This window comes from Paracoccus sanguinis (genome assembly GCF_900106665.1).
Lineage (GTDB): Bacteria > Pseudomonadota > Alphaproteobacteria > Rhodobacterales > Rhodobacteraceae > Paracoccus > Paracoccus panacisoli.
In genome coordinates this window covers 1040993-1066033 of the sequence record NZ_FNNA01000001.1, presented here as the reverse complement: position 1 = coordinate 1066033, position 25041 = coordinate 1040993, and the positions used below count along the sequence as shown (strand labels likewise).

Here is a 25041-nt window from a genome sequence, read left to right as displayed (position 1 = left end):
GGCCGCGCGAGGGTTGAGCGGCGCTGTCGTCAAGTGAAAGGCCGGGGCCTCCTCGAGAGGCCCCGGCCGCGTCACATCAGGCCACGCGCCGGACCGCGCCCTTGGCCGGGACGTCCACCGCGGTGTGGAAGCGGTCCATCATCCGCCCCAGCTCTTCGACCTGCGACGAGAGCGCCGCGGCCGCGGCCGCGTACTGCTCGGACATCGAGAGGTTCGCCTGGTTCACGCTGTCGAGCTGGGCGAGCGCCGACGAGACCTCGCGCACCCCGGTCGACTGCTCGGAGGTCGCGTGGGCGATGCCGGTGATGTTCTCGACCACCCCGCCGACCGCGGTCTGGATCTGGTTCAGCGATACGCCCGCGTCACGCGCGAGCCGCACCCCGGCCTTCACCTCGGTCTCGCTCTTGCCGATCAGGTCGGCGATGTTCTGCGAGGCCTTGGCCGACTGCTGCGCGAGGTTGCGGACCTCGTTGGCGACGACCGCAAAGCCGCGCCCGACCTCACCCGCGCGCGCCGCCTCGACCGCCGCGTTGATCGACAGTAGGTTGGTCTGGAAGGCGAAGCCCTCGATGACGCGGGTGAACTCGCCCATCTGCTTGGTGTGCTCGTCGATCCGCTCGATCGCGGCGATGGCGTCGGACACCACGGCCGCCCCCTTGAGCACCACCGCCAGCGCCTCGCGGGCGGCGGCGTCGGCCTGCTGCGCGGACTGGCTGGTCATGGTGATGTTGCCCGAGATCTCCTCGACCGCCGCCGCCGTCTGCTCGAGCGAGGCGGCCTGGGTCTCACCCCGCCGGGCGAGGTCGCCGGCGCCGCGGGCGATCTGCACCGCCTCGTCGTTCATCACCCCGGCCCGGTTGCGCACCTCGGAGATCATGTCCTCGAGCTCGGTCGTGGTCTCGTTGAACATGTCGGCGACCGGCCGGAAGGTGCTGCCCGCCGCGACGCTGACCCTGTGGGTCAGGTTGCCCTCCTTCACATGGCCCATCCCGGCGATGAGCTCGTTCATGAAGATCTTCCGCTCGGTCACGTCGAGGGCCATCTTGATGACCGAGGCGACCTTGCCGTTGGTGTCCATCACCGCGACGTAGCTGCCAAGGATCCAGATGTCGGTGCCGTCGCTGCGCACCCGCCGGAACTCGCCGCTGTGCGACCCCCCGCTGGCCAGCTTGTCCCAGAAGTCGCGGTATTCGGGCCGGTTGGCGTCCGCCGGCGGCATGAACATCCGGTGGTGGCGGCCCTTGATGTCGCTGAGCCTATAGCCGAGCGCGGCGAGGAAGTTCTCGTTCGCGTCGAGGATGTCGCCACTTGGGGTGAACTCGATCACCGCCTGGGTGCGGCTGAGGGCCTGGAACTTGGCGGTCGAGAGATCCGCCTCGCGCTTGGCGGCGGTGATGTCGGTGCCGAAGGCCGCCACGTGCGTGACGATGCCGCGCTCGTCCTTGATCGGCGTGCAGACCGCCGCGATCCAGAAGGGTTCGCCGGACTTGGTGATGCGGCGGTACTCTCCCTTCTGCGGGATGCCGGCGCGGATCTGGGACCAGAAATCGGCCTGCATGGCGCTCTGCATGTCGCGGGGGTCGATCATCCGGGACAGTGGCTGGCCGATCAGCTCGGCTCGCTCATAGCCCGAAAGCCGCAGGTAGTTGTCGTTGACCGCCGTGATGATGCCCTCGGCGGTGAAGCAGATCACCGACTGCACCGCTTCGATGGCCGTCATGGCCTGGGTAAGGTCGGGGTGGGTGAAGGCCTGGGTGGACATGGGAACCTCAAACGAATCGCGCTGCCCTGAAGGCTAGGCGCTAACCCTTGAGATTCGGTTAGCAGAGCTAGTGCGTTGATCCGCCAGTCACTTCCGGCCGTGGGTGAGGTCCGTCCACGCCTGATGCTGCGACAGATAGACCTTGCCGCTCAACTCGCGCAGCAGCCGGGTGCGCGCCAGTCGGTCCATCACCGGCCCCTTGATCTCGGAGAGATGCAGCCGCACCCCCCGCTCGGTCAGCTGCCGGTTCACCTCCTCGAGCGTCTCGAGCGCCGAGAAGTCGATGGCGTTCACCGCCGAGCAGATCAGCACCACGTCGGTCACCTCGGGCCGGCGGTCGAGGCGGTGCAGGATCATCTCTTCGAGGAAGCGGGCGTTGACGAAATAGAGGCTCTCGTCGATCCGCAGGCTAAGGATGTGCGGCTGGGTGGCGACGGCGTGGCGGTCGATGTTGCGGAAATGCTCGGTCCCCGGCATCAGCCCGACCTCGGCCACGTGCGGGCGCGAGGTCTTGTAGAGGTGCAGGAGGATCGAGAGCACCACCCCCGAGGCCACCCCCGTCTCGACCCCCAACAGCAGCGTCAGCACGATGGTCGCGGCCACGGCGACGAAGTCGCTGCGGGCATAGCGCCACGTCTTGCGCAGGATCGAAAGGTCCACGAGGCTCAGCACCGCGACGATGATCGTCGCGGCCAGCGTCGCGCGCGGCAGGTCGTGGACGAGCGGCGTCAGCAGCAGCGCCGACAGCGCCAGCGCCGCCGCCGTCATCGCCCCCGCCGCCTGCGTCCGGGCCCCCGCGTCGGCGTTGACCACCGAGCGGGCAAAACCGCCGGTGACCGGATAGCCGCCGCTGAACGCCGCGCCGATGTTGGCGGCGCCCAGCGCGATCAGCTCGCGGTTCGGGGCGATGCGCTGGCGGCGGCGGGCGGCGAGGGTCTCGGCCACCGAGATCGATTCGACGAAGCCGATGATCGAGATCAGCACCGCCGGCAGGAACAGCGCACGGATCAGCTCGGGCGTCAGCGGCGGGGTCGTCAGCGGCGGCAGGCCACGCGGCACGTCGCCCACCACCGCGACCCCGCGCGCGTCCAGCCCGAAGAGCGTCACGGCAAGCGTCGAGACGACGACCGCTGCCACCGGCCCCGCCTTGGTGGCCATGTCGGCCAGCCGCGGCCGCACCCCGCGGGCGATCAGCGTCCGCTTCATGGACCGCCGCACCCAGACCAGGAAACCGACCGCCGTGAGCCCGATGACCGCCGTCCACGGGTTCGCGGCACCTAGTCCGCGCACCAGCGCGGCGAGCATCTCGGGCAGGGTGTGGCCGCCTGACGGCACGCCGAGCAGGTCCTTGAGCTGGCTCACCGCGATCAGGATCCCCGAGGCGGTGATGAACCCCGAGATCACCGGATGGCTGAGGAAGTTGGCCAGCATCCCGAGCCGCAGGACCCCGAGCGCCAGCAGGATCACCCCAGAAAGCAGCGCGAGCGTCAGCGCCGCCGCCGCATAGTCGGCCGTCCCCTGCGCCGCCACCCCTCCCACCGCCGACGCGGTCATGAGCGAGATCACCGCGACCGGCCCGACCGCGAGCACCCGCGAGCTGCCCAGCAGCGCGTAAAGCAGGATCGGCATGATCGAGGCGTAGATCCCCGCCTGCGGCGGCAGCCCGGCCAGGATCGCATAGGCCAGCGACTGCGGGATCAGCATCAGCGTGACGATCAGCGCCGCGAGTGCGTCATCGGCGAGCGTCGCGCGGTCGTAGCTGCGCATCCAGTCGGGCGCGGCGGGCAGTCGGCGATCGGGCATCATATCTCCGATTCTTCATATGACTGCGGTTATAGACGCCCCGCGCGGGGGCGGGAACTGTGTCATCCACCCGCGCGGTTCCCGATCCATCAAATGCAGGGCATTCAACCTTTGGGCGATCGGCGGGACTGTGCTAAGGCCATGGGGTGACGCCGCCTCCCCCACGATCTGGCGGCATTTTCCCAGGACGAGTTCCACCATGCAGCATCTTTCGCCCGAGCAGTTTGCCCGGCTTCTCCAAACCAGCCTTTTTTCTGACGGGGTCACCCGGGTGGTCCGGCCGGGCGGCGACGGGACGATCTCGGTCAACATCGTCGATCTGACCGCGCAAGAGCAGGGGCTGGCGCGCAATGCGCTGGCCGAGATCGCGCGGATGACCGGCCTGCGGTTCGTCGAGACGACGGCGCGCGCCTCGATCACCTATCTCAACGACGGGGACCGGGCGCACACCCAGTCGTCGGCCAGCGGCTCGACGATCTCCTCCTCCACGATCCGGATCGCGTCAGAGCGTGTGGGGGCGGGCGACGGCTATGGCAGCTTCGCCTTTCGGACCTACATGCACGAGACGCTGCACGCGCTCGGGCTGGGGCACCCGCAGGATTACGGGCGGGTGCGCGATTTCTCGCAATCCGCCATCGCCAACGACAGCTGGCAGATGAGCATCCTGTCCTATTTCGACCAGGACGAGAACACCGCGATCGACGCGACCAAGGCCTATAACCTCACCCCGATGCTCGCCGATTACCTGGCGCTGTCGGCGATGTACGGCGTGACGACGATGCATGTGGGCGCCACGACCTATGGGGTCGGCTCGACCGCGGGCGGGTCGCTGGACCAACTGGCATCGCTCGGCGCGCGCGCGGCGTTCCTGCTGGTCGACGATGGCGGGATCGACCACGTCAATTTCTCGAACACCAGCGCCGCGCAGAGGATCGACCTCGGCCCGGGCGCCTTCTCGAACGTGTTGGGCGGCATCGGCAACATGCACATCGCGCCGGGGTCGGTGGTCGAGAATGCGACCGGCGGCGGCGGGGCCGACGTGATCCTTGGCAATCACGTCGGGAACCGGCTTGCGGGCGGTGACGGCAACGACCTGCTCGAAGGGCGGGCGGGGGCCGACGCGCTGGACGGGCAGGGCGGCGACGACCGGTTGTCCGGCGGCAACGGCGACGACCGGATGAGCGGCGGGTCGGGCAACGATCAACTGCGTGGCGGGGCAGGGAATGACCGGTTGACCGACGTGTCGGGCACCAACCTGCTGGACGGCGAGGGCGGCAACGACGCGATCACCGGGGGCAGCGGTGCCGACACGGCGATCGGCGGGGCGGGGTCGGACACGCTCGTCGGCGCGGGCGGCAACGACAACCTGTCCGGCGGCGACGGGGGCGACCGGCTGTTCGGCGGCGAGGGCGGTGACGTGATGCGCGGCGGCGTCGGGCACGACATCCTGATCGGCGGGGCGGACGACGACCGGCTGTATGGCGACGCCGGCAACGACGATCTGGCGGCCGAAGGCGGGCGCGACCTGCTCGACGGCGGGGCCGGTGACGACCTGCTGCGCGGCGGGATCGGCGCGGATCGCTTCGTGTTCGCGGCCGGCCACGACCGCATCCGCAATTTCGACCGGTCGGCCGACGTGATCGACCTCAGCGGGTTCGCCGGGCTCGATCGCTGGGCCGATGTTTCGGCGCGGCTGACGCAATCGGGGAACCACACGTTGTTCCAGATGAACGGGCATTCGCTGGTCATCGAGTGGACGCGCGCCAATACGCTCGACCATACCGATTTCGTCTGGTGACGAGGGGCAGGGCAGGGGCCGCGCTGGCCTCTGCCTCGCCTCGATTTCCGGAAAACCCTGCGAGGGCAGGAAAAATTCCGCTCCACCCCTGACGGCTTGGACAAATCGTCGCAAGAATTCTCGCGCCGATCATAGTTTCGTTTGCGTCACGTCGCGAAACTTGCATATGATTCCTCTAGCCAGCGCCTAGGGGAGGAGCCGCATGCTACGATTTGTCACAGGAAACGTCTGCCGAATCGGCTCTGGTCCGGCCGGCGATCCGGTGTCGCGCGTGGGGTCTGCGCTCACCCTCGCGGTGGCCGGGATGCTTGCCGCAGGCCCGTCCCTCGCGGCCGAGGCACCCGCCCCTCGTCGGTCCAGTACGACCACGGCTCGGTGGCGCAGTCGCTGACCGGGACGCCCGGCAACGTCGAGTCGGGCTACAAGATCATGTCCACGAATTCGCTGGGCAACTGCGTGGCCTGCCACGAGATCCCCTCGATGCCCGAGGTCGATTTCCAGGGCAACATCGGCCCCTCGCTCGGCGGCGCGGCCGAGCGCTATGACGAGGCGCATCTGCGCGGCATCGTCATGGACGCCAAGCAGACCTTCCCGGACTCGATGATGCCCTCTTTCTACAAGACCGAAGGCTATGTCCGCCCCGGCGCCGCCTACACCGGCAAGGCGCCCGAGGGGCCGCTGCCGCCGATCCTCGACGCCCAGCAGATCGAGGATGTGGTGGCCTATCTGATGACGCTCAAGTGATCGCCAGGCGCCGGGCGGCTGTGCACGCCGCCCCCGCGCCCGACCTGAAGGAGACTGACGCATGGAATTGAACCGACGCAAGGCGCTGATCCTCGGCGCCGCGGGCTTCGGCCTCGCCGGGGCCGGACAGGCCCTCGCCCAGGCCGCCGCCCCCGCGCCCGCCGCCGACGCCGCCGCCGCCGCCCCGGCCGAGCCGGCCGCGGTCAAGACCGTCGATGAATGGATCGCCGAGTTCACCGGCGGCAAAGAGCCGGGGACCGAGGGCATCCGCCTGACCGCCCCCGAGATCGCCGAGAACGGCAACACCGTCCCCGTCTCGGTCGAGGCCGAGGGCGCGACCGAGATCCTGATGCTGGCCACCGGCAACCCGACGCCGGGCGTCATGGTGGCCAGCTTCGGCCCCGCCGCCGGCAAGCACGCCCTCGCCACCCGCATCCGGCTGGCCAAGACCCAGGACGTGGTGGCCATCGCCAAGCTGGCCGACGGCAACTTCGCCCAGGCCAAGTCGAACGTGAAGGTCACGATCGGCGGCTGCGGCGGCTGACCGCCGGCCCCGATCCCGGAAATACAGGAGAAGAACATGGCCAAGGACATTAGACCGCGGGTGCGCGTGCCCAAGACCGCGAAGCCCGGCGAGGTCATCAACCTCAAGACCCTCATCAGTCACCCGATGGAATCCGGGCAGCGCAAGGATGCCGACGGCAAGCTGATCCCGCGCGAGATCATCAACCGCTTCGTGGTGGATTTCGCCGGCGAGAACGTCATCGACGTGAAGATGGAGCCGGCGATCTCGACCAACCCGTATTTCGAGTTCGACGTGAAGGTCGAGAAATCGGGCGAGTTCACCTTCACCTGGCACGACGACGACGGCTCGGTCTACGAGGAGAAGCAGTCGATCGAGGTCGCCTGACCTGCGCGGGCCGCGGCCACCCGCGGCCCCGCCCACAAAGCCAAGCGCCGGACACCGGCAGCAGCCAGACCATCGACGGGGGGAACGTCATGACCAGGAAATTCGCCGCTGCCGCGCTCGCCGCGGTGATTCTCTCGACGGCGGCGGCGCACGCCGACCCGATCGAGGACAAGGAGCTGTCGATCAACGGCGGCGAGGTCGTGCTGCCGCTCAGGGCGCCGGCGCCCGAGTTTCTCAAGGACACCTTCCCCGAGGTGATCTCGGGCCATGCCTACCGCGACCCCGACACGCGGGCGATGCAGTCCGACGACTTCTCGAACCCCGGCATGGTGTTCGTGGACAGCGGCCTTGCGGCCTGGGACGCGGTCGAGGGCACCGAGGGCAAGTCCTGCGCGAACTGCCACAACGGCATCGAATCGATGAAGGGCGTGCGCGCCGCGATGCCGAAGATGAACGAAAAGGGCGACGACCTGTGGTCGCTCGAGAACTTCGTCAACAACTGCCGCACCACCCGGATCGGCGCCGACGAGTGGAAGTGGAACAGCCAGGAGATGAAGAACATGACCGCGGCGATCTCGATGCAGTCGCGCGGGATGCCGGTGGCGGTCAAGACCGACGGCCCGGCCCAGAGCTACTGGGAGAAGGGCAAGGAGATCTACTACACCCGCTACGGCCAGCTCGAGCTCGCCTGCGCCAACTGCCATGAGCAGCACGCCGGCGACATGATCCGCGCCGACCACCTGTCGCAGGGCCAGATCAACGGCTTCCCGACCTACCGGCTCAAGGACGCCGGCATGGTCTCGATCCACCAGCGCTTCGTCGGCTGCGTGCGCGACACGCGGGCCGAGACCTTTGCCGCCGGCTCGCCCGAGTTCCGGGCGCTCGAGCTCTATGTCGCCTCGCGCGGCGCAGGCCTGCCGGTCGAGGGCGTGTCGGTCCGTCACTGAGGACCCAGCCCATTTCGGACGCGCGCGGCGGGGTGGCCCTGCCCCCCGCGGCCCTCAACCCCACGGTCGCACGCAACTGCGCGCGGCCATGACGGAGCATGACCCATGATCACCAAGCGAGAGTTCCTGCAGGCCGCGCTCGCCACCTCGGCGCTCTGGGGCCTCAGCGGCCACGGCAACTGGGGCCGGCTCGCCGCGCAGCAGGCGCTGACGCAGGACAAGTTGCTGGAGTTCGAGGATTTCGGCAACCTGACCCTGATCCACGTCACCGACATCCACGCCCAGCTCAAGCCGATCTGGTTCCGCGAGCCCGAGGTGAACATCGGCGTGGGCGAGGCCGCCGGCCGCCCGCCGCATGTCACCGGCAAGGCGTTTCTCGAGATGTTCGGCATCGCCCCCGGCTCGCCCGACGCCTATGCCCTGACGTACGAGGATTTCGCCGCGCTGGCCCGCACTTACGGCCGGATGGGCGGCATGGACCGGGTCGCCACGGTGGTCAAGGCGATCCGGGCCGCGCGGCCGGACTCGATCCTGCTCGACGGCGGCGACACCTGGCACGGGTCGATGACCTCGCTCAGGACCAAGGGCCAGGACATGGTCAACGTCATGAACGCGCTCGGCGTCGAGGGGATGACGAGCCACTGGGAATGGACCTTCGGCCAGGACCGGGTGAAGGAGATCGTGGACGCGCTGCCCTTCCCCTTCCTCGGCGCCAACATCTTCGACGTGGAATGGGACGAGCCCGCCTTCGACCCCTACACGATCATCGAGAAGGCCGGCGTCCGGGTCGGCGTGATCGGCCAGGCCTTCCCCTACATGCCGATCGCCAACCCCAAGTGGATGTTCCCCGACTACAGCTTCGGCATCCGCGAAGAGCGGATGCAGGCCGTCGTGGACGAGCTGCGCGGGACCGAAAAGGTCGATCTGGTCGTATGCCTGTCGCACAACGGCTTTCACGTCGATCACAAGATGGCCGGCCGGGTGAAGGGCATCGACGTGATCCTGACCGGCCACACCCACGACGCGGTGCCCGAGCCGGTGCTGGTGGGCGAGACGATCCTGATCGCCTCGGGCTCGAACGGCAAGTTCGTGAGCCGCGTCGATCTGGACGTCCGCGACGGGCGGATGATGGGCTTCCGCCACAAGCTGATCCCGATCTTCTCGGACGTCATCACCCCCGACGCCGAGATGGCGAGCCTGATCGAGACCGAGCGCGCGCCCTTCAAGGCCGAGCTGGAAGAGGTGGTAGGCAAGACCGAAAGCCTGCTCTACCGCCGCGGCAACTTCAACGGCACCTGGGACGACCTGATCTGCGACGCGATCCGGTCCGAGCGCGACGCCCAGATCGCGCTGTCGCCCGGCGTGCGCTGGGGGCCGTCGCTGATCCCCGGCGACGACATCACCCGCGAGGACATCCACAACGCCTGCTCGATGACCTACGGCCAGGTCTACCGCAACGAGATGTCGGGCGAGATGCTCAAGACCGTGCTCGAGGACGTGGCCGACAACATCTTCAACCCCGATCCCTACTACCAGCAGGGCGGCGACATGGTGCGCGTGGGGGGCCTCAGCTACGCCATCGACATCGCCAAGCCGATGGGTGAGCGGATCTCGGCCCTGACCCTGACCGACACGGGCGAGGCGATCGACCCCGGCAAGACCTACACGGTCGGCGGCTGGGCGAGCGTCAACGAAGGCACCGAGGGTCCGCAGATCTGGGACGTGATCGAGGCCCATATCCGCAAGACCGGCAGCGTGCGGGTGGACCCGCGCACCACCGTCACCGTGACAGGAGGGTGATCCGAATGACCCACGACACCACCGCGACCTCTGCCTCCCGGCGGCGCTTCCTGACCACCACCCTCGCCTCGGGCGCGGGGCTGGCCGCGACCTCGTTCGTCCCCGCCGCGGCGCGGGCGCAAGGCGGGCCCGACCCGCTCATCACCGAGGTGCAGCCCTGGGCCTCGGGGTTCGGCGACGGGGTGGACGCGCATCCCTACGGGATGCCGATCCATTTCGAGGATGACGTCATCCGCCGCACCGTCTCGTGGCTGACGGCGGACGTGATCTCGTCGATCAACTTCACCCCGATCCACGCCCTCGACGGCACCATCACTCCGGCCGGCTGCGCCTTCGAGCGTCACCACTCGGGCGCCATCGAGCTGTCGAAGCCCGACTACCGGCTGATGATCAACGGCCTGGTCGAGCGTCCGCTGGTCTTCACCTACGACGACCTCGAGCGCTTCCCGCGCCAGAACGTCACCTGCTTCCTCGAATGCGCCGCCAACAGCGGGATGGAGTGGGGCGGCGCGCAGCTCAACGGCGCGCAATACACCCACGGCATGATCCACAACATGGAATACACGGGCGTCCCCCTGCGCCTGCTGCTCGAAGAGGCGGGGGTGAAGCCCGAGGCCAAGTGGGTGCTGGCCGAGGGCGCGGATGCGTCCTCGAACGCCCGCAGCTTCCCCTTGGAAAAGATGCTCGACGACGTGCTCGTGGCCTTCAAGGCCAATGGCGAGGCGCTGCGCAAGCAACATGGCTATCCCGTCCGGCTCGTCGTGCCGGGGTGGGAAGGCAATATGTGGATCAAGTGGCTGCGCCGCATCGAGCTTGGCGACCAGCCGTGGGAAAGCCGCGAGGAGACGTCGAAATACACCGACACCCTGACCGACGGCACCTCGCGCAAGTGGACCTGGGTGATGGACGCCAAGTCGGTCGTGACCTCGCCCAGCCCGCAGGCGCCGATCACCCACGGCAAGGGGCCGCTGGTCATCACCGGGCTGGCCTGGTCCGGCCGCGGCGCGATCACGCGGGTGGACGTGACGCTCGACGGCGGCAAGAGCTGGCGCGAGGCGCGGCTGGTCCCGAACGCCAACCCGCTGTCGCTGCACCGCTTCTACCTCGACCACGAGTGGGACGGGTCCGAGATGCTGATCCAGTCGCGCTGCATCGACGCGACCGGCTACGTCCAGCCGACCAAGGACGCGCTGCGCGAGATCCGCGGGCTGCGCTCGGTCTATCACAACAACGGCATCCAGACCTGGCACGTCGCCGCGGATGGGAAGGTGGAAAATGTCGAGATTTCCTGAGGTTCTTCTGGGCGCCGCACTCGCCGCCGGGCTGATCGCCCCGTCCTTCGCCCAGACCCCCGCCGCCGCGGCCACGCCAAGCGACGCGGCCCCTGCCGCTGCTGCTGCTGAGGCGGCCCCCGCCGCTCCGGCAGCCGCGCCCGCGCCGAGTGAGGCGGCTCCGGCGGCCGCTGCCCCTGCCGCCGCAGCACCTGATGCCGCAACCCCGGCCGCTGCTGCGGGCGAGGCGCCGCGCATCGGCCGCCTCGCCCTGCCAGAGGAGATCGCGGCCTGGTCGGTCGCGGTGCGTCCCGACGGTCAGGGCCTGCCCGAGGGCGAGGGCTCGGCCGCCGATGGCGAGATGATCTTCTCGGACCACTGCGCCTCGTGCCACGGCGAGTTCGCCGAGGGCGTGGACAACTGGCCGGCGCTTGCGGGCGGCGAGGGCACGCTGACCCACGACCGCCCGGTCAAGACCGTGGGCTCGTACTGGCCCCATCTCTCGACGGTCTGGGACTATGTGCACCGCTCGATGCCGTTCGGCTCGGCGCAGACGCTCGACGCGGACCAGACCTATGCGATCGTCGCCTACATCCTCTACTCGAACGGCATCGTGGATCAGGATTTCGTCCTCAACCGCGACAACTTCGACAGCGTGGTGATGCCGAACGCCGACGGCTTCGTCGTCGACGACCGCGAGACGACCGAGCTGCCCAAGTTCACCGGCCAGCCCTGCATGGAGAATTGCAAGGAGAGCGTCGAGATCACCAAACGCGCGGCGAACCTCGACGTGACGCCGGGCGGGTCGGAGGATGCCGACAACCCCGACGCCCCCAAGATGGACTGACCCGACCGAGAAAGGCCTGACCGATGCGCATCACCCGCCGACTGCTTCTGACCGGCGCCGCCCTGGCGCTGGGCACGACCGCCCTGCCGCTGCGCCGCGCCTGGGCGGTGACCACGGCCGAGTTCGGGGGGATGCGCATCGACAGCCTGTCGGACGGCTGGCTTGAGCTGCCAGCCGACATGACGCTGGCGGTGCTGCCCGAGGCCGAGCGCGCGGCGCTGGGCGCGCAGTTCGGGCTGACACCCGGCGGCGTGGTGCAGAGCCCGCTCAACGTGACGCTGCTCAGGCACGACGGGCGGGTGGTGCTCTTCGACGTGGGCTCGGGGCCGGACTTCATGCCGACCGCGGGCAAGCTGGCCGAGGCGCTTGCGGCGCTCGACCTGACCCCGGACGACATCACCGACGTGGTCTTCACTCACGCCCATCCCGACCATCTCTGGGGGGTACTCGATGACTTCGACGAGCCGCTGTTCCCCGCCGCGCGGATGCAGATGGGCGCGCAGGAGCACGGGTTCTGGACCGACCCCGCCACCCCCGCCGCGCTGCCCGAAGCCCAGCAGAGCTTCGCCGCCGGTGCCGCGCGCCGGCTCGAGGCGCTGGGCGAGGCGGTCACCACCTTCGAGGCCGGAGCGGAGGTGCTGCCCGGCGTCGTCGCGGTGGCGACCCCGGGACATACGCCGGGCCACACGTCGTTCGCCATCGGCACCCCGGCCGAGGGGGTGTTCGTCACCGGCGACTTCATCACCATGCCGCTGAGCTTCGCCCGCCCCGAGATCGGCACCGCGACCGACCACGACCCGGCGCAGGCCGCCGAGACGCGCAAGGCGACGCTCGCGCGGCTGGCCGACGAGGGCTGGCGCATCCTCGGCTATCACCTGCCCGACGGTGGCCTCGGCCGGGTCGAGCGCGACGGCGACGCCTACCGCTTCGTCCCCGGCTGAGGCCGGTCCACGCTACGGGCGCGCGGGGCGTCGCACCCCCTCGCGCGGCTGGTCGATCAGCAGGTCGGTCAGCGCCCCGCCGATGAACATTGACGGCAGCGCCACCCAGGCGGTCAGCGCAAAGATCGAGCTGCCGCTGATCCCGTTGCCGATCGAGCAGCCGCCTGCCAGCATCCCGCCGAACCCCATCATCACCGCCCCCAGCATGGCGCGGCGCGTCTGCCCGGCGTTCTCGAAGGTCTGGACGTGCAGCTCGCCCGCGATCGCGGCGGCCACGAACGAGCCAATGAAGACGCCGGGGATCAGTCCGATGTCGAAGCCCCAGCCTTCGAACGGGGCCAGCATCGCCATCAGCGTGTTGGCCGAGGGGCCGGTGAAGGTGACCGAGCTCACCGACACCGGGTCGAACGCCACCTGCGCCAGGCTGTAGGTCATGAAATACCCCAGCGCCACGACCACCCCCACGCCCGCGCCGAAGATCAGCGGCCGCGGCCCGATCCGGTTCCGCCGCGCGATGTATAGCGCCAGCAGCGCGACCATGAGCCCCAGCGCCAGCCCCGATCCGCGCGGCAGCCCCAGCGCGGTGAGCAGGTTCACGTTGCGCCCGTCCGGCGTCACCCACCACGCGGCCATCTCGCCCCGCGCGCCGGCCAGCCAGCCGTGCAGCGCCATCTGCGCCGTCACCGCGAACAGGAGCCCCGAGAGGATCGAGCGCAGGTTCCCCGTCGCCGCCAGCACCAGCAGCCGCCCGGGGCAACCCCGCGACAGCACCATGCCGGCGCCGAAGATCAGCCCGCCCAGCACCGCCCCGCTGATCGAGCCGGTGACGGCCAGCATCCGCGCCTCGTTGGGCGCGAAGAGCCCGCTCAGCGCCGCCGCCTGCACCCAGACCGCCGCCGACGAGAACGACAAGAGCCACACCGCCATCCGCGGCCCCATCTGCCGGCGGGCGAACTCGACCGTCGCGGCGCGCAGGCAGAACGCCGAGCGCTGCGCCGCGGCGCCGAACAGCACGCCGGTGACAAGCCCGATCAGCGCCGCCGTCAGGCCGTCGCCGAAGCGCTCGGACAGCGCGGCGATCATCGGCAGGTGGTCCATCGGCTGTCCTCTCCCTCCCGCGTCCTCCGCCCCGACCCTGTGGCGGGCGTCCCACGCTGCGCAAGAAAAATCTCGGTCCCGTGCCGGCGAACTGGAACCAAATCGCGCGGCCGCCTACGCTCGGGGTCATGGTCGCAGCGGCCAAGGTGCCCGAGCATTTTTCGGCACGCGCTGCGGCCTGATGTCGCTTGTGGTTTCACGGTCCGGCCGGATGTTTGCGCGGCCCCTGTTTCGATCGAATTGCTTTTTCAGGCGTGAGCGCGATGACGACATTCTGGCCCGAGCCCGCCGACCGCTTCGACCGCGTGGCCATCGCCGAGGGCGCGCCCGGCGACGTCTCGGCCGAGGGCGCGCTGCGCCGCAGCCGCGAGCGTTACGGCGCGCTGTTACGGGCGGGGGCGCTGGTTATGTGGCGGTCCGACCCCGCCGGGCGGGTCCTCGCCGCCGCGGGCTGGCACGAGCTGACCGGCTGCCCCGACGAATCCGCGCTCGACCGCGGCTTTCTGGACCGCGTCCACCCCGAGGACCGCGGCCTGCTGGACTTCCGCGGCCGCGAGCCGACCGACGGGCTCGAGACCGACTGCCGCGTCCATGACCGCGAGGGCCGTTGGCGCTGGGTCCGCGCCCGCGGCGTGCTGCTGCCCGCCGCCGACGGGTTCGAGGCCGAGTGGGTCGGCACGCTCGAGGACATCCACGACCAGCGGCGCGCGCTCGACCGGGCGCGCTACCTCGCAGAACACGACGCGCTGACCGGCCTCGGCAATCGCCGCACGCTCGCCGCGAACCTCGTGCGGCTGCGCGACAAGCAGGCGAGCGCCACGGTGGTGATGCTGGACGTCGACCGCTTCAAGGCGGTGAACGACCTTTACGGCCACCAGCAGGGCGACCGCTTCCTCGTGCGGCTGGCCCAGATGCTGGGCGCCGCCGCGCCCGCCCATTCCGTCTGCGCCCGGATGGGGGGCGACGAGTTCTGCGTCGTGGTCGCCGACCGCGCCGAGGCGCGCGCCGTCTGCGCGGCGCTCGAGGCGGCGGCGTCGGCCGGGGTGGGGGTGGGCGAGCTGGTCATCCCGCTGACCGTCAGCGCCGGCCTCGCCGATGCCGACTGGGACGAGCCGGACCCGGTGTCGCGGGTGCTGCACAAGGCCGACCTCGCGCTGCGCCGGGCCAAGGCCGCGGGCCTGCCGCTGGTGGTCCACGACCCGCAGATGCAGGCCGAATCCGACCTGCGCGACCGGCTGCTCAGCGCCATGGGCGCGGCCTGCCGCAACGACGAGTTCTTCCTCGAATACCAGCCCATCGTCGATGTCGACAGCGGCCGCGCCGTCTCGCACGAGGCGCTGATCCGCTGGCAGCACCCCCAGTTCGGCCGCATCGAGCCGTCGCTGTTCGTCCGGCTGGCCGAAGAGAACGGCATGATCACCGAGCTGGGGCGTTGGGTGCTGACCCGCGCCTGCGCCGAGATGGCGCGGCTCGATCCGTCGGTGCGGGTGAACCTCAACGTCTCGGCCCGCCAGCTCGCCGTGCCGGGCTTCGCCGACGAGGCGCTGGCCATCGCCCGCGCCCACGGCGTCGCCCCGCAGCGGCTGACGCTCGAGCTGACGGAAAGCGTGAACATGGCCGAGCTCGCCGGCAGCGACGCCTTTGCCGGGCTGCGCCGGCACGGGTTCGGCACGGTGCTGGACGATTTCGGCACGGAATACGCGGTGCTCTCGCACATCGGGTCGGGCCACTTCGACGGCATCAAGCTGTCGCGCGGCTTCATCGAGACCTGCGGCGACGCGCGGCCGCGCATCGTGCTGCGCCATGTCGTGAACCTGTGCCGCGACCTCGGCATGGCGGTGGTGGCCGAGGGGATCGAGACCGAGGCGGAACGCGACTGCCTGCGCAGCCTCGGCGTGCGGCTGATGCAGGGCTATCACTTCGACCGCCCGCGCCGCGTGGACGAGCTGCCGGGGGCGCTGCGCATCCCGGCCTGAGGGGGGGCGCAACGACAAACGGCGCCGCCCGGGGGCAGCGCCGTCCTGTCACGTCGCGGGGACGGTCAGAGGCTCTCGTCGATCCACGACTTGAGCGCCGCCTTGGGCGCCGCGCCCATGCGGTTCGAGACGACCTTGCCGTCCTTGAACATGAAGAGCGCCGGGATGCCGCGGACGCCGAGCGTCGCGGGCGTGTCCGGGTTCTCGTCCACGTTCACCTTCACGATCTTGATCTTGCCGGCATATTCCTCGGAGAGCTCTTCCAGCGAGGGGCCGATCTGGCGGCAGGGGCCGCACCATTCGGCCCAGAAGTCCACCATCACGGGGACATCGGACTGACGGACGACGCTGTCGAAATCGGCGTCGGAGGCTTTCATCGTGGCCATCGGGGTCTCCTTCATGGCGCGGGTTCGGTTGTTCCAGAGCTATGAAGCCAGCCCCCCGGGGTCAAGGCGCGGCGTCGGGGGCCAGCTCGGCGAGCGCCCGCGCCCAGGCGGCGTCGAGCGTCGCATCGGGCAGCGGCATCAGGGTCCGGGTCCGGGTCCACAGGATCGCCGTCTCGACCCGCCGGTCGGGCCAGATCGCCCGCAGCGCGTGGCGATAGGCGGCCATCTGGCGCAGGTAGCCCTCGGGCGTCGAGCCAGCGTCGGCGGGCACCGCGGCGTTCGACTTGTAGTCGATGGCGGTGATCCCCTCGGGCGCGACGATCAGCCGGTCGATGGCGCCCGAAAGCCGCAGCCCGCCCGCCAGCGGCGCCGACAGCGCCACCTCGCGCAGCACCGTGGCGCCGGGCGGCGGGGCGAAGAGCCCGGCCAGCGCCTCGGCGCCGCGGATCTCGGCCAGCTCGGCCAGCAGCGCGTCGAGCTCGGGCGCGGTCGGCAGCCCGTCCTCGGTCCCGGCCAGCAGCGTCCTCGCGCGGTCCGGCCATTCAGCGGGGTCGAGGTCGGGCAGGTGTTCGAGCAGCAGGTGCAGCCGCGTCCCCGCCAGCAGCGCCGCGGCCCGGTCGCCCGGCCCCACGGCCCCCGCGGCGATCTTGTCGCCGCCGAGGCTCGTCGCCGCGACCGGGCGCGGCGGGCGGGCCACAGCTGGGGCCTCGCGCCGCAGGCAGTCGGGCAGGGGCGGGGGCGGGGGCGCATCGGCCGTGTCGGCCGCCGCGGCCGCCACCGGCCAGTCGCCGAAGGCCAGCCGCCGGGTGGTGCCGCCGTGCCCGTCGTCCAGCGTCTGGGCGTTCAGGCCGGGGTGACGCGCGCGGTCGAACCCGTCCGAGACCATCGCATACCAGCTTTCGGTCCCCACGCCCGTGTCGCCCGCGGCAGCCACGACCAGCCAGCTTTCCGCCCGCGTCAGCGCGACATAGAGCAGCCGCCGCCGCTCTTCCTCGGACCGGCGCGCGTCGCGGTCGATCCACCCGCGCACGTGCTCGGTCTGCATGGCCTTTGCCGCCCGCCAGTGCGCGGGCGGGCCGCTGTCGGGCAGGATCGTCGGCGGGGTCTGGCCGGGGCCACCGCGCCTGGCGGTCTCGGGCAGGATCACCACCGGGCTTTCCAACCCCTTGGCGCCGTGCACCGTCATCACCCGGATCACCCCCTCGCCCTCGGACGCGCTGTCGGGCTGGCGGCGCAGCTCGGCCTCGTCATCGGCAAGCCAGGCGAGGAACCCGGTCAGCGAGGGCGCCTCGGTCGTCTCGTAGGTCAGGGCCTGCGCCATCAGCGCGTCGATCCCGTCCTCGGCCTCGGGGCCGAGCCGGCCGATCAGCCGCGCCCGCCCGCGGTGCCGGATCAGCAGCCGCGAGATCAGGTCATGGGGGCGCATGAAGTCGGCGTGGCGCTGCAGATCCTCGAGGATCGCCATCGCCTCGCGGTGCGGCGAGGCCCTGAGCGCCGCGATCAGCAGCCCCTTGCGCGGCGCGGCAAGGCGGTAGAGCGCGTCCTCGCTGAGCCCGAAGAGGGGCGAGCGCAGCGCGGCGGCCAGCGACAGGTCGTCCTCGGGCAGCGCGAGGACCGAGAGCACCGCCCGGATGTCGCGCACCGCCAGCTCGGCCCCGAGCCGCAGCCGGTCGGCCCCGGCCACCGGCAGCTCGGCCTTCTTCAGCGCCCGGATCAGGTGGTGGAACAGCCCCTTGCGGCGCTGCACGAGGATCAGGATGTCGCCCGGCCTGATCGGCCGCGGCTCGTCCTTGCCGCGCGGCAGGATGGGCGTGCCGATCATCGCCTTGGCGGCCGCCGCCACCCGCTCGGCCAGCACGGTCGCCGCGGCGTTGGGCGCCGGCTGGTCCACCGGCTCGTGCCACGGGCCGGGCTCGGGCTTCTGCGGCTCGAGCACCGGCGCCCACAGGTCCACCCGCCCCGGCATCCGGTCGCGGAAGGCGATGTGGTGCGGCGGCAGCTCACCCAGCCCCTCGCCCGCCGGCCCCTCGAACACCGCGTCGGTCAGCGCGAGGATCGCCGGGGATGAGCGGAACGAGTGCAGCAGCGCCGCGTCCTGCATCGGCTGGCCGGCGGCGTCGAAGGCGGCCTTGAACTGGCGGCGGCGGTCCTCGAACACCGCGATGTCGGCGCCCTGGAACGAGAAGATCGACTGCTTCGGGTCGCCCACCACGAACAGCGTGCGCGGCCGGTCGTGGGCGCCCTCGCCGGCGGTGAACTCGGTCGTCAGCCGCTCGATCACCCGCCATTGCGCGGGCGAGGTGTCCTGTGCCTCGTCCACGAGGATGTGGTCGATCCCGCCGTCCAGCCGGAACAGCACCCACTGCGCCATCGCCGCATCCTCGAGGAGGCGCGCGGTGCGCAGGATCAGGTCGTCGAAGTCGAGCCACCCGCCGGCCCGCCGCGCCGCCGCATAGCGGGCGCAGAAGGCGTGGCCGAAGCGCTGCAACGCCAGCGTGCGGGTGGCGTGGGCGAGCGCCAGACGCCGGGGCCGGGTCGCCTCGACCCGCGACATGAACTCCTCGATCTGGTCCACGAACGGGGCGCAGGGGCCGCTGCGCAGCGCCTTGGTGGGCCAGCCGCCGAGCTTGGCGGAAAACGGCGCCTTGGCGCTCTCGCCGTTGAGCAGCACCCGCTCCAGCACCTCGAGCGCGCCGAGATCGGGCTGCGCCCAGTCGGCGCCGCGCAGGTGGGCGGCGGATTTCTGGTCGTTCGGGCTGCTCGCCTCGAGCAGCGGGATCAGCGCCGGGATCAGCGTCGCCTCGCGCCCGTCGAGGCAGCCCGACAGCAGCGCCACCTCGTCGAACCCCGGCGGCAGGCCGCAGCCGGCCCAGAGCGTGTCGGCGCAGGGCGCGGCGTCATGGTCGCGCAGCGTGGCGAGGAACCCGTCCAGCCGGTCCTCGGTCAGCAGCAACATCAGGTCCGCCATCTCGGGCGCGCCCTCGCGGGCCATCGCCTCGATAACCTCGGCGCGCAGGTTGGCCGCGGTGCGTTCGTCCAGCTCGGCGAAGCCGTGCGGCACCCCGGCCTCGAGCGGAAAGCGCCGCAGGACGCCGGCGCAGAAGCTGTGGATGGTCTGGACCTTGAGGCCGCCCGGCGCCTCGATCGCCTGCGCAAACAGCCGCCGCGCGGCGGCGAGGTCGGCCGCAGGGCCCACCCCCATCGCCGCGAGCTGCTTGGTGAGGGTCGCGTCGTCCAGCATCGCCCACTCGCCCAGCCGGCCGAGCAGGCGGTTCTGCATCTCGGTCGCGGCGGCCTTGGTGTAGGTCAGGCACAGGATGCGCTCGGGCGGGGTGCCGTCCAGCAGCAGCCGCGCCACCCTGTCGGTCAGCACGCTGGTCTTGCCCGAGCCGGCGTTGGCGGTCAGCCACGTGGACCGCTCGGGGTCCGCGGCCCGGTGCTGGTTGCGGGTGGCGTCGTCGGGGGCTTTGGGGGGGTCGGACGGGGTTTCAGAATCCGGCGTGCCGCCCTGATCCGGCCTCGGGCCACGTTCCTCGCGCTTGCCCTTGCCCGGTTCGGTCGGGTCCTCCGGGGGTGTCGGATCAGTCACGGCCCACCTCGATCACCGTTGCGGGGTCGGCGTCGGACCACTCGCCATAGCGGCTCAGGTGGTCGTAATCCGAGCCATCGGTCGTCCGCTCCATCGCCCGCCGGGCCGCGAAGCCGTGCGCGCCGGACAGATAGGCGCCGATCAGCGTCACGAAGTCGTCCCACGTCCCCGTGAGGTCGTCGCCCCAGCCAAGCGAGGTCGTCTCGCCCTTGCCGCCCAGCCGGATGTAGCGCAGGTCCGCCACCTCGAGCGGCTCGCCCCCGATCGCGCCGCGCTCGGCCATCGCCGCCTCGAGCGGCAGCTGCTTGTCGAACGCCTTGACCTGTCTCGCGGTCGGCGGTGTGCCGGACTTGTAGTCGTAGATCACCACCCGCCCGTCGTTCAGCCGGTCGATGCGGTCGGGCCGGGCAGTCAGCGTGAAGCCGGTCCCCGCCAGCGGCAGCCGGTGCCCGGTCTCGACCACCATCGGCGCGCCTTCGGCCAGCCGTTCGGCCTCGGCCCGCGCCAGCGCCGGGGCGATCCCGGCGATGCGGGCGCGCCAGAACATCCGCACCGCGGGCCAGGGCACCTGGGCCGCCAGCACCTCGTCGGCCGCGGCGAGCAGCCGCGCGGCCAGGAACTCGGGGCTGTCGCCCGCGGCCGGGGCCGGGGTCAGGAAGCGGCGGATGATGTCGTGCAGCACGTTGCCGCGCTCGGCCGCGTCGGGCAGCGGCCTGAGCGGGTCGAGCGCGCGCAGCCGCAGCACCCGGGCCGCGTAGATCGCATACGGGTCGCGGATCAGCCGCGAGACGGCGGTGACCGAGAGTTCGCTCAGCGCCGGGGCGGGCGGGCGCGGCGCGGGGCGGGGGGCGGCGGGGGCCTGATCCGCAGGCCCGGGCGCCGCCAGCGCCGCGGCGTGGGCCAGCCACACGTCGCCCCGCGCCCGCATCGCCTTGAGCGCCGCCTTGCCGTCCTGCGCGGGCAGCCCGGCCACGAGGTTCACAAGCCGGTTCAGCCAGCGGGCCGGGATCGTCTCGGCCTCGTCGCTGCGCCGGGCGCGGGTCAGCATCACCTCGGGCCCCGCCACCGCGATCTGGAAATCATGCGCCGACAGACCGATCCGCCGCTCGGGCAGCGGCAGCCCCGCCTGCCGCCGCATCGGCCGGCTGAGCCACGGATCGGGGTCGAGCGCCTGCGGCCAGCCGCCCTCGTTCAGCCCGCCGAGAATCACCAGCCCGCCCGGCTGGGCGCCGACCTCGGTCCGGGCCTCGCGCGGGCCGCGGATGCGGACCAGCGGGTGCGAGTCGGCGTCGGCGCGCACCGCCTGCGCCTGCAGCTCCTGCACCAGCAGCTCGGCAAAGTCGCGGGCCGAGCTTTCGGGGCCGCGCGGGGCGTGGGCGGCGATGTGGTCGAGGACGGCGCGCGCCTTGTCGCCCGCCCGCTCGGCATAGAGCGCCGAGGCTTCCGCCTCGCCCCCGGCGCCTGCGGCCCACAGCTCGGCCAGCCGGCGGTGGCGGGCGGCGCGATCGGCCAGCGGCAGCGGGCCGGGGTCGGCGATCAGCGGCAGGGTCGCGTCGATCAGCGCCGCGACCCCCTCGGCCCAGGCCGCGCGCCCGGGGGCGGGGCGGCCCCGGCGCGAGGCCGCGCCGAACCGGCGCAGCGCCGCGGCGTCGGGGAAGGGGGGGCCGTTGCGGCGCAGGAACAGCTCGAGTTCCCGGGTGTGCAGCAGATGCGCCCGCCGCGCCCGCCGCCGCGCGGTGGCGCTGTCGCCCTGTCCGGTCGCGGTCAGCGGATGCTTGAGCAGCACCAGCAGCGGCGCGATCTCGAAGGGCGCGAGCGGCAGTTCGGCGATGTGGCGCAGGAACAGCCCCGCCGCGGTCAGCGGCAGCGGCGCCCCGGCGCTGTCGTCGGGGCGGATGCCCCAGCGGTCCAGTTGCGCCGTCACCCGCCGGGTCAGGTTGCGGTCGGCGGCGATCAGCGTGACCGGGCGGGCGTCCTCGATCGTGGCGCGGATCAGCGCGGCGATGGCCGCGGCCTCGGCGGCGGGCTGGTCGGCCTCAATCAGCCCCAGCCCTTCGGTCGCCGCCAGCAGCGGCCCGAGCGAGGGCCCCTCGGCGATCCAGCGGTCGGTCACCGGCGCCGGGCGCAGCGCTAGGCTGACGAGGCGGTTGCGCGCCGGGGCCGGCGGCGCGGCATCGGTCCAGGGCTGCGGCGGCCCCAGCGCCTCGGTCAGCGCGGCCAGCCGGGCCTGCGGGTGGTCCTCGTCCCCCGCGGCGAGGCGCGCCAGCAGCTCGGGCGGCGTGTGGGCGTCGTGGCCGGGCAGGATCACGGCGCCCTCGGGCAGATGCGCCACCGCCTCCATGAACAGCCGCGTGGCCCCGTGCGAGCCGGTCGAGCCTGCGACGATCACCGGCCCCGCGGGCAGGTTCCGGCCCGCGGCCCAGTCGTCGGCCAGCGCCCGCGCGGCCCGGTACTGCAGCGCCTCGCGGTCGGGGGCGTCGTCGCCCAGATGGAACCCCGCGGCGATCCGCAGGAAGGCCAGCGCCCGCTGCCAATGCGCCGCATGGGCGCCCGCGTCGATCGTCTCGAGCGCCTCGGGCCCCAGCCCCTCGGCCTGCATCTCGGCCATCAGCCCGGCGAGCGAGCGGGTCAGCGCCGGCACCGACTGGCCCCAGTCCTGCGCCGCCGTGCCGCCCGCGGCCAGCGCCGCCGCGACCAGCCGCGACAGCTCGAGCCGGCGGGCGAGCGGCGCCTCGGGCGAAGGCAACCCGGCGCCGGTCCCGAGTTCCGCGATCAGCCGCAGCCGCGGCAGAAGGGCCGCCCCGCCACGGTGGAACGCCGCCTCGATGGCGCGCAGCGTCTGGCCCGAGTTGCAGTGGATCGTGACCGAGGCCATCGCCTCGGGCGGGCGGTCCGCCATGCGCTCGCGCAGGCCGCGCACGACCTCGCCTGCGAAATCCACGCCGGGGGGCAGGGCGTAAAGGCCGCGCATCAGGTGCGCCCCTCACGCATCGCCTCGGCCAGCATCGCCTCGGCCAGCGGGATGCAGTCCGGCCGCCCCACGTCGCACCAGTCGCCGGGGTGGATGAGGCCGTAGGCGCCGCCCGCCGCGATCATCGCGTCCCAGAGGAGGTTGAGCGAGAACACCTCGGCCGCCACCCCCGCCAGCCGGTCGGTGGCGATGATCTGCGCCCCGCCATAGACGAGCGGCCCGCCGCGGCGGAGGCGGCCCTGCGCATCGAGCGAGAAGTCGCCCGCGCCGACCCGCCCGCGGGTGCGCGCGGCGGGGACGAGCATCAGCAGCGCCTCCATCCGGTCCCCGTCCCAGCCGGCGCGCAGCGCGGCCAGCGGGTTCGGGCCGCGCCAGATCACGTCGGGGTTCATGGTCAGCACCGGCCCCGGCCCGAGCCGCGGCAGCGCATGGCGCAGCCCGCCGCCGGTCTCGCGCAGAAGGTCGGCCTCGTCCGAGATCACGATGCCCGGCCGCCCGGCGAGGTGGCGGGCGATCTGGTCGCCCAGGTGATGGGTGTTGACCACCACCCGCGCCACCCCCGCCGCGGTGGCGAGGTCCAGCGCGTGGTCGAGCAGCGCCCGCCCGGCGACCGGGATCAGCGGCTTCGGCGTGTGGTCGGTCAGCGGCGCCATCCGCGTGCCCTTGCCGGCGGCGAACAGCATCAGCGTGGTCGGCGCCTCGGCCGCGCGACCGGTCCGGGCGCGCAGCGCGGCGATGACCTCGGGCGTCGGCGCGGGCACGCCGGCCACCGCCTCGGCCAGCGGCGCCAGCGCCGGGTGGGCGAGGTCGTGCGCCACCGCCGCCCAGACCCGCGGCATCAGGTCGAGGTAGCGCGGCTTGCCGTCCCGCAGCGCCAGCCGGGCGAAGATCCCCATGATCCGCAGCCCCCGCGCCGCACCCATCAGCGCATAGGCGGCGCGGAAGCGGTCCGGGTCATGCCCGGTCGCGGCGAGGTAGCGGTCGATCTGCCGCGCCTCGGTCGCGGGCGGGATGTCGCGGCGCGCGTCCTGCAGGGCCGAGGCGAGCTCATAGGCCGGGTGCGTCGCCACCGCGTCCTGAAAGTCGAGCAGCCCCAGCGGCCCGTCACCCCGCCAGACGAGGTTCTCGGCATGGAAATCCCGCAGCGAGACGACCGCCGGGGTGTCGGCGGCCAGCCGGTCCCAGAGCGCGGCGATGGCGGCACCCGCCTCGGCCCCCGCGCCGGGGGCGCCGGCGGCGGGGGCGTACCACTCGGCCAGAAGCCCGACCTGCCCGGCCAGCGCCGCGCCGTCCAGCGGGGCCACGAAGTCGGGCGGGGCGTGGCGGTGCAGGTCGACGATCAGGTCGGTGACGCGGTCATAAAGCGCCTCGGCCGCCTTGGGGTCGCGGTCGAGCACCCGGGCGAGCAGGTCGTCGCCCAGATCCTCGAGCAGCGCGAAGCCGTGCGCCGGGTCGGCGGCCAGCACCGCGGGGGCGGCAAAGCCCCGGTCGCGCAGCCAGTCGGTCATCTGAAGATAGCGCGGCAGCTGCCCGCCGGGGTCGTCCATCAGGACCGCGGTGCCCTCGGGCGCCGTGAGCCGCGCATAGCTGCGGGCCGAGGCGTCCCCGGCCAGCGGCGCCACCCGCGCCTCGGCCCAGCCTGGGGCGTGGACGAACCGCGCCGCCGCCGCAAGGCGCGCCACCCAACCCCAGCGCGCGGGATCGCCGCTCAGCGTGATGCGGCGCAGGTCGGGGTCGGTGGCGCACAGCGCGACCCGCAGCGCGCCGGAGGGCGGGGCGCCCATCCGCCCGGGCCACTCGATCAGCGTGATCGCCTCGGGCATCGCATCCTCGAGCCCCAGCTCGAACAACTCGGCGGGATCGGTCAGGCGGTAGAGGTCGGCGTGCCAGAGCTCGATCCCGCCCGCGTCGAGGTAAGTCTGGACGAGGGTGAAGGTCGGGCTCGGCACATCCTCGGCCGCGTCGCCTTGTCGGGCACGGATCAGGGCGCGGGCGAAATGGGTCTTGCCGGCCCCCACCGGCCCGTCGAGCAGCAGCGTGTCGCCCGGCGCCAGCCGCGGCGCGAGCATCCGCGCGAGGCCGGCGGTCAGGGCCGCGTCGGCGGCCTCGATCGTGGCGAGAGGGGCGGGAGGGCTGGTCATCGCCGCGACCCTAGCGGCACGGCGCGGCCGGTGGAAGGGCGGGGCGGACGGGGGCGG

The 25041-nt window shown here is 72.2% G+C and carries 17 protein-coding genes; 10 read left to right on the top strand and 7 right to left on the bottom strand.

The window, feature by feature from the left end; genetic code table 11:
* Positions 1 to 76: 76 nt before the first annotated feature.
* Together BLW17_RS05160 and BLW17_RS05155 are read right to left on the bottom strand one after the other, a co-directional pair.
* Complete coding sequence (locus BLW17_RS05160; RefSeq protein WP_036732607.1) at positions 77 to 1762, bottom strand: methyl-accepting chemotaxis protein; 1686 nt, start codon at positions 1760 to 1762, stop codon at positions 77 to 79.
* Between the two features lie 87 nt (positions 1763 to 1849).
* Positions 1850 to 3565 (bottom strand): SulP family inorganic anion transporter, encoded by a 1716-nt coding sequence (locus BLW17_RS05155; protein ID WP_231572755.1) that lies wholly within the window; start codon positions 3563 to 3565, stop codon positions 1850 to 1852.
* A gap of 199 nt (positions 3566 to 3764) precedes the next feature.
* Between BLW17_RS05155 and BLW17_RS05150 the strand changes: the two genes are divergently transcribed.
* The 9 genes from BLW17_RS05150 (at position 3765) to BLW17_RS05110 (ending at position 12823) form a co-directional block, all read left to right on the top strand.
* Positions 3765 to 5363 carry a M10 family metallopeptidase C-terminal domain-containing protein gene (locus BLW17_RS05150; RefSeq protein WP_052176324.1) on the top strand — a complete coding sequence of 533 codons (1599 nt, stop codon included), beginning with the start codon at positions 3765 to 3767 and terminating at the stop codon, positions 5361 to 5363.
* 375 nt (positions 5364 to 5738) lie between these two features.
* The gene (gene soxX, locus BLW17_RS05145) at positions 5739 to 6107 is read left to right on the top strand and encodes a sulfur oxidation c-type cytochrome SoxX (protein WP_331429079.1); all 369 of its coding nucleotides are present in this window, start codon (positions 5739 to 5741) and stop codon (positions 6105 to 6107) included.
* A 61-nt stretch (positions 6108 to 6168) separates the two neighbouring features.
* Positions 6169 to 6651 carry a thiosulfate oxidation carrier protein SoxY gene (gene soxY, locus BLW17_RS05140; protein WP_074826163.1) on the top strand — a complete coding sequence of 161 codons (483 nt, stop codon included), beginning with the start codon at positions 6169 to 6171 and terminating at the stop codon, positions 6649 to 6651.
* Positions 6652 to 6687: 36 nt separating this feature from the next.
* The gene (gene soxZ, locus BLW17_RS05135; RefSeq protein WP_036732603.1) at positions 6688 to 7017 is read left to right on the top strand and encodes a thiosulfate oxidation carrier complex protein SoxZ; all 330 of its coding nucleotides are present in this window, start codon (positions 6688 to 6690) and stop codon (positions 7015 to 7017) included.
* Between the two features lie 89 nt (positions 7018 to 7106).
* On the top strand, positions 7107 to 7964 hold the full coding sequence (soxA, locus tag BLW17_RS05130; RefSeq protein WP_036732599.1) for a sulfur oxidation c-type cytochrome SoxA: 858 nt from the start codon (positions 7107 to 7109) through the stop codon (positions 7962 to 7964).
* Between the two features lie 105 nt (positions 7965 to 8069).
* On the top strand, positions 8070 to 9764 hold the full coding sequence (gene soxB / locus BLW17_RS05125; protein WP_036732593.1) for a thiosulfohydrolase SoxB: 1695 nt from the start codon (positions 8070 to 8072) through the stop codon (positions 9762 to 9764).
* A gap of 5 nt (positions 9765 to 9769) precedes the next feature.
* A complete protein-coding gene (soxC, locus tag BLW17_RS05120) occupies positions 9770 to 11056 on the top strand; it encodes a sulfite dehydrogenase (RefSeq protein ID WP_036732590.1) in 1287 nt (428 codons plus the stop codon).
* Positions 11040 to 11882, top strand: a complete 843-nt coding sequence (locus tag BLW17_RS18925) for a c-type cytochrome (protein ID WP_081969105.1) — start codon at positions 11040 to 11042, stop codon at positions 11880 to 11882. Before soxC ends, BLW17_RS18925 begins: the two co-directional genes overlap by 17 nt.
* Positions 11883 to 11905: 23 nt before the next feature.
* Positions 11906 to 12823, top strand: a complete 918-nt coding sequence (locus BLW17_RS05110) for an MBL fold metallo-hydrolase (RefSeq protein ID WP_036732589.1) — start codon at positions 11906 to 11908, stop codon at positions 12821 to 12823.
* A 12-nt stretch (positions 12824 to 12835) separates the two neighbouring features.
* Here the strand turns inward: BLW17_RS05110 and BLW17_RS05105 are convergent, their stop codons facing one another.
* Entirely contained in the window at positions 12836 to 13921 is a 1086-nt protein-coding gene (locus BLW17_RS05105) for a YeeE/YedE family protein (RefSeq protein WP_036732587.1), read from the bottom strand.
* 263 nt (positions 13922 to 14184) lie between these two features.
* Between BLW17_RS05105 and BLW17_RS05100 the strand changes: the two genes are divergently transcribed.
* The gene (locus BLW17_RS05100) at positions 14185 to 15897 is read left to right on the top strand and encodes a putative bifunctional diguanylate cyclase/phosphodiesterase (RefSeq protein WP_036732586.1); all 1713 of its coding nucleotides are present in this window, start codon (positions 14185 to 14187) and stop codon (positions 15895 to 15897) included.
* A gap of 65 nt (positions 15898 to 15962) precedes the next feature.
* On the opposite strand, the gene trxA is transcribed toward BLW17_RS05100, so the two are convergent.
* The 4 genes from trxA to tsaE form a co-directional block, all read right to left on the bottom strand.
* Positions 15963 to 16283 (bottom strand): thioredoxin, encoded by a 321-nt coding sequence (gene trxA / locus BLW17_RS05095; RefSeq protein ID WP_036703072.1) that lies wholly within the window; start codon positions 16281 to 16283, stop codon positions 15963 to 15965.
* A 61-nt stretch (positions 16284 to 16344) separates the two neighbouring features.
* A complete protein-coding gene (gene addA / locus BLW17_RS05090) occupies positions 16345 to 19872 on the bottom strand; it encodes a double-strand break repair helicase AddA (protein WP_139305910.1) in 3528 nt (1175 codons plus the stop codon).
* Positions 19865 to 22843: a double-strand break repair protein AddB gene (addB, locus tag BLW17_RS05085; protein ID WP_074826160.1), complete on the bottom strand. Its 2979-nt coding sequence runs from the start codon at positions 22841 to 22843 to the stop codon at positions 19865 to 19867. The genes addA and addB overlap by 8 nt, the downstream gene beginning before the upstream one ends.
* Positions 22843 to 24984, bottom strand: a complete 2142-nt coding sequence (tsaE, locus tag BLW17_RS18870) for a tRNA (adenosine(37)-N6)-threonylcarbamoyltransferase complex ATPase subunit type 1 TsaE (protein ID WP_170835581.1) — start codon at positions 24982 to 24984, stop codon at positions 22843 to 22845. Before tsaE ends, addB begins: the two co-directional genes overlap by 1 nt.
* Positions 24985 to 25041 lie beyond the last annotated feature (57 nt).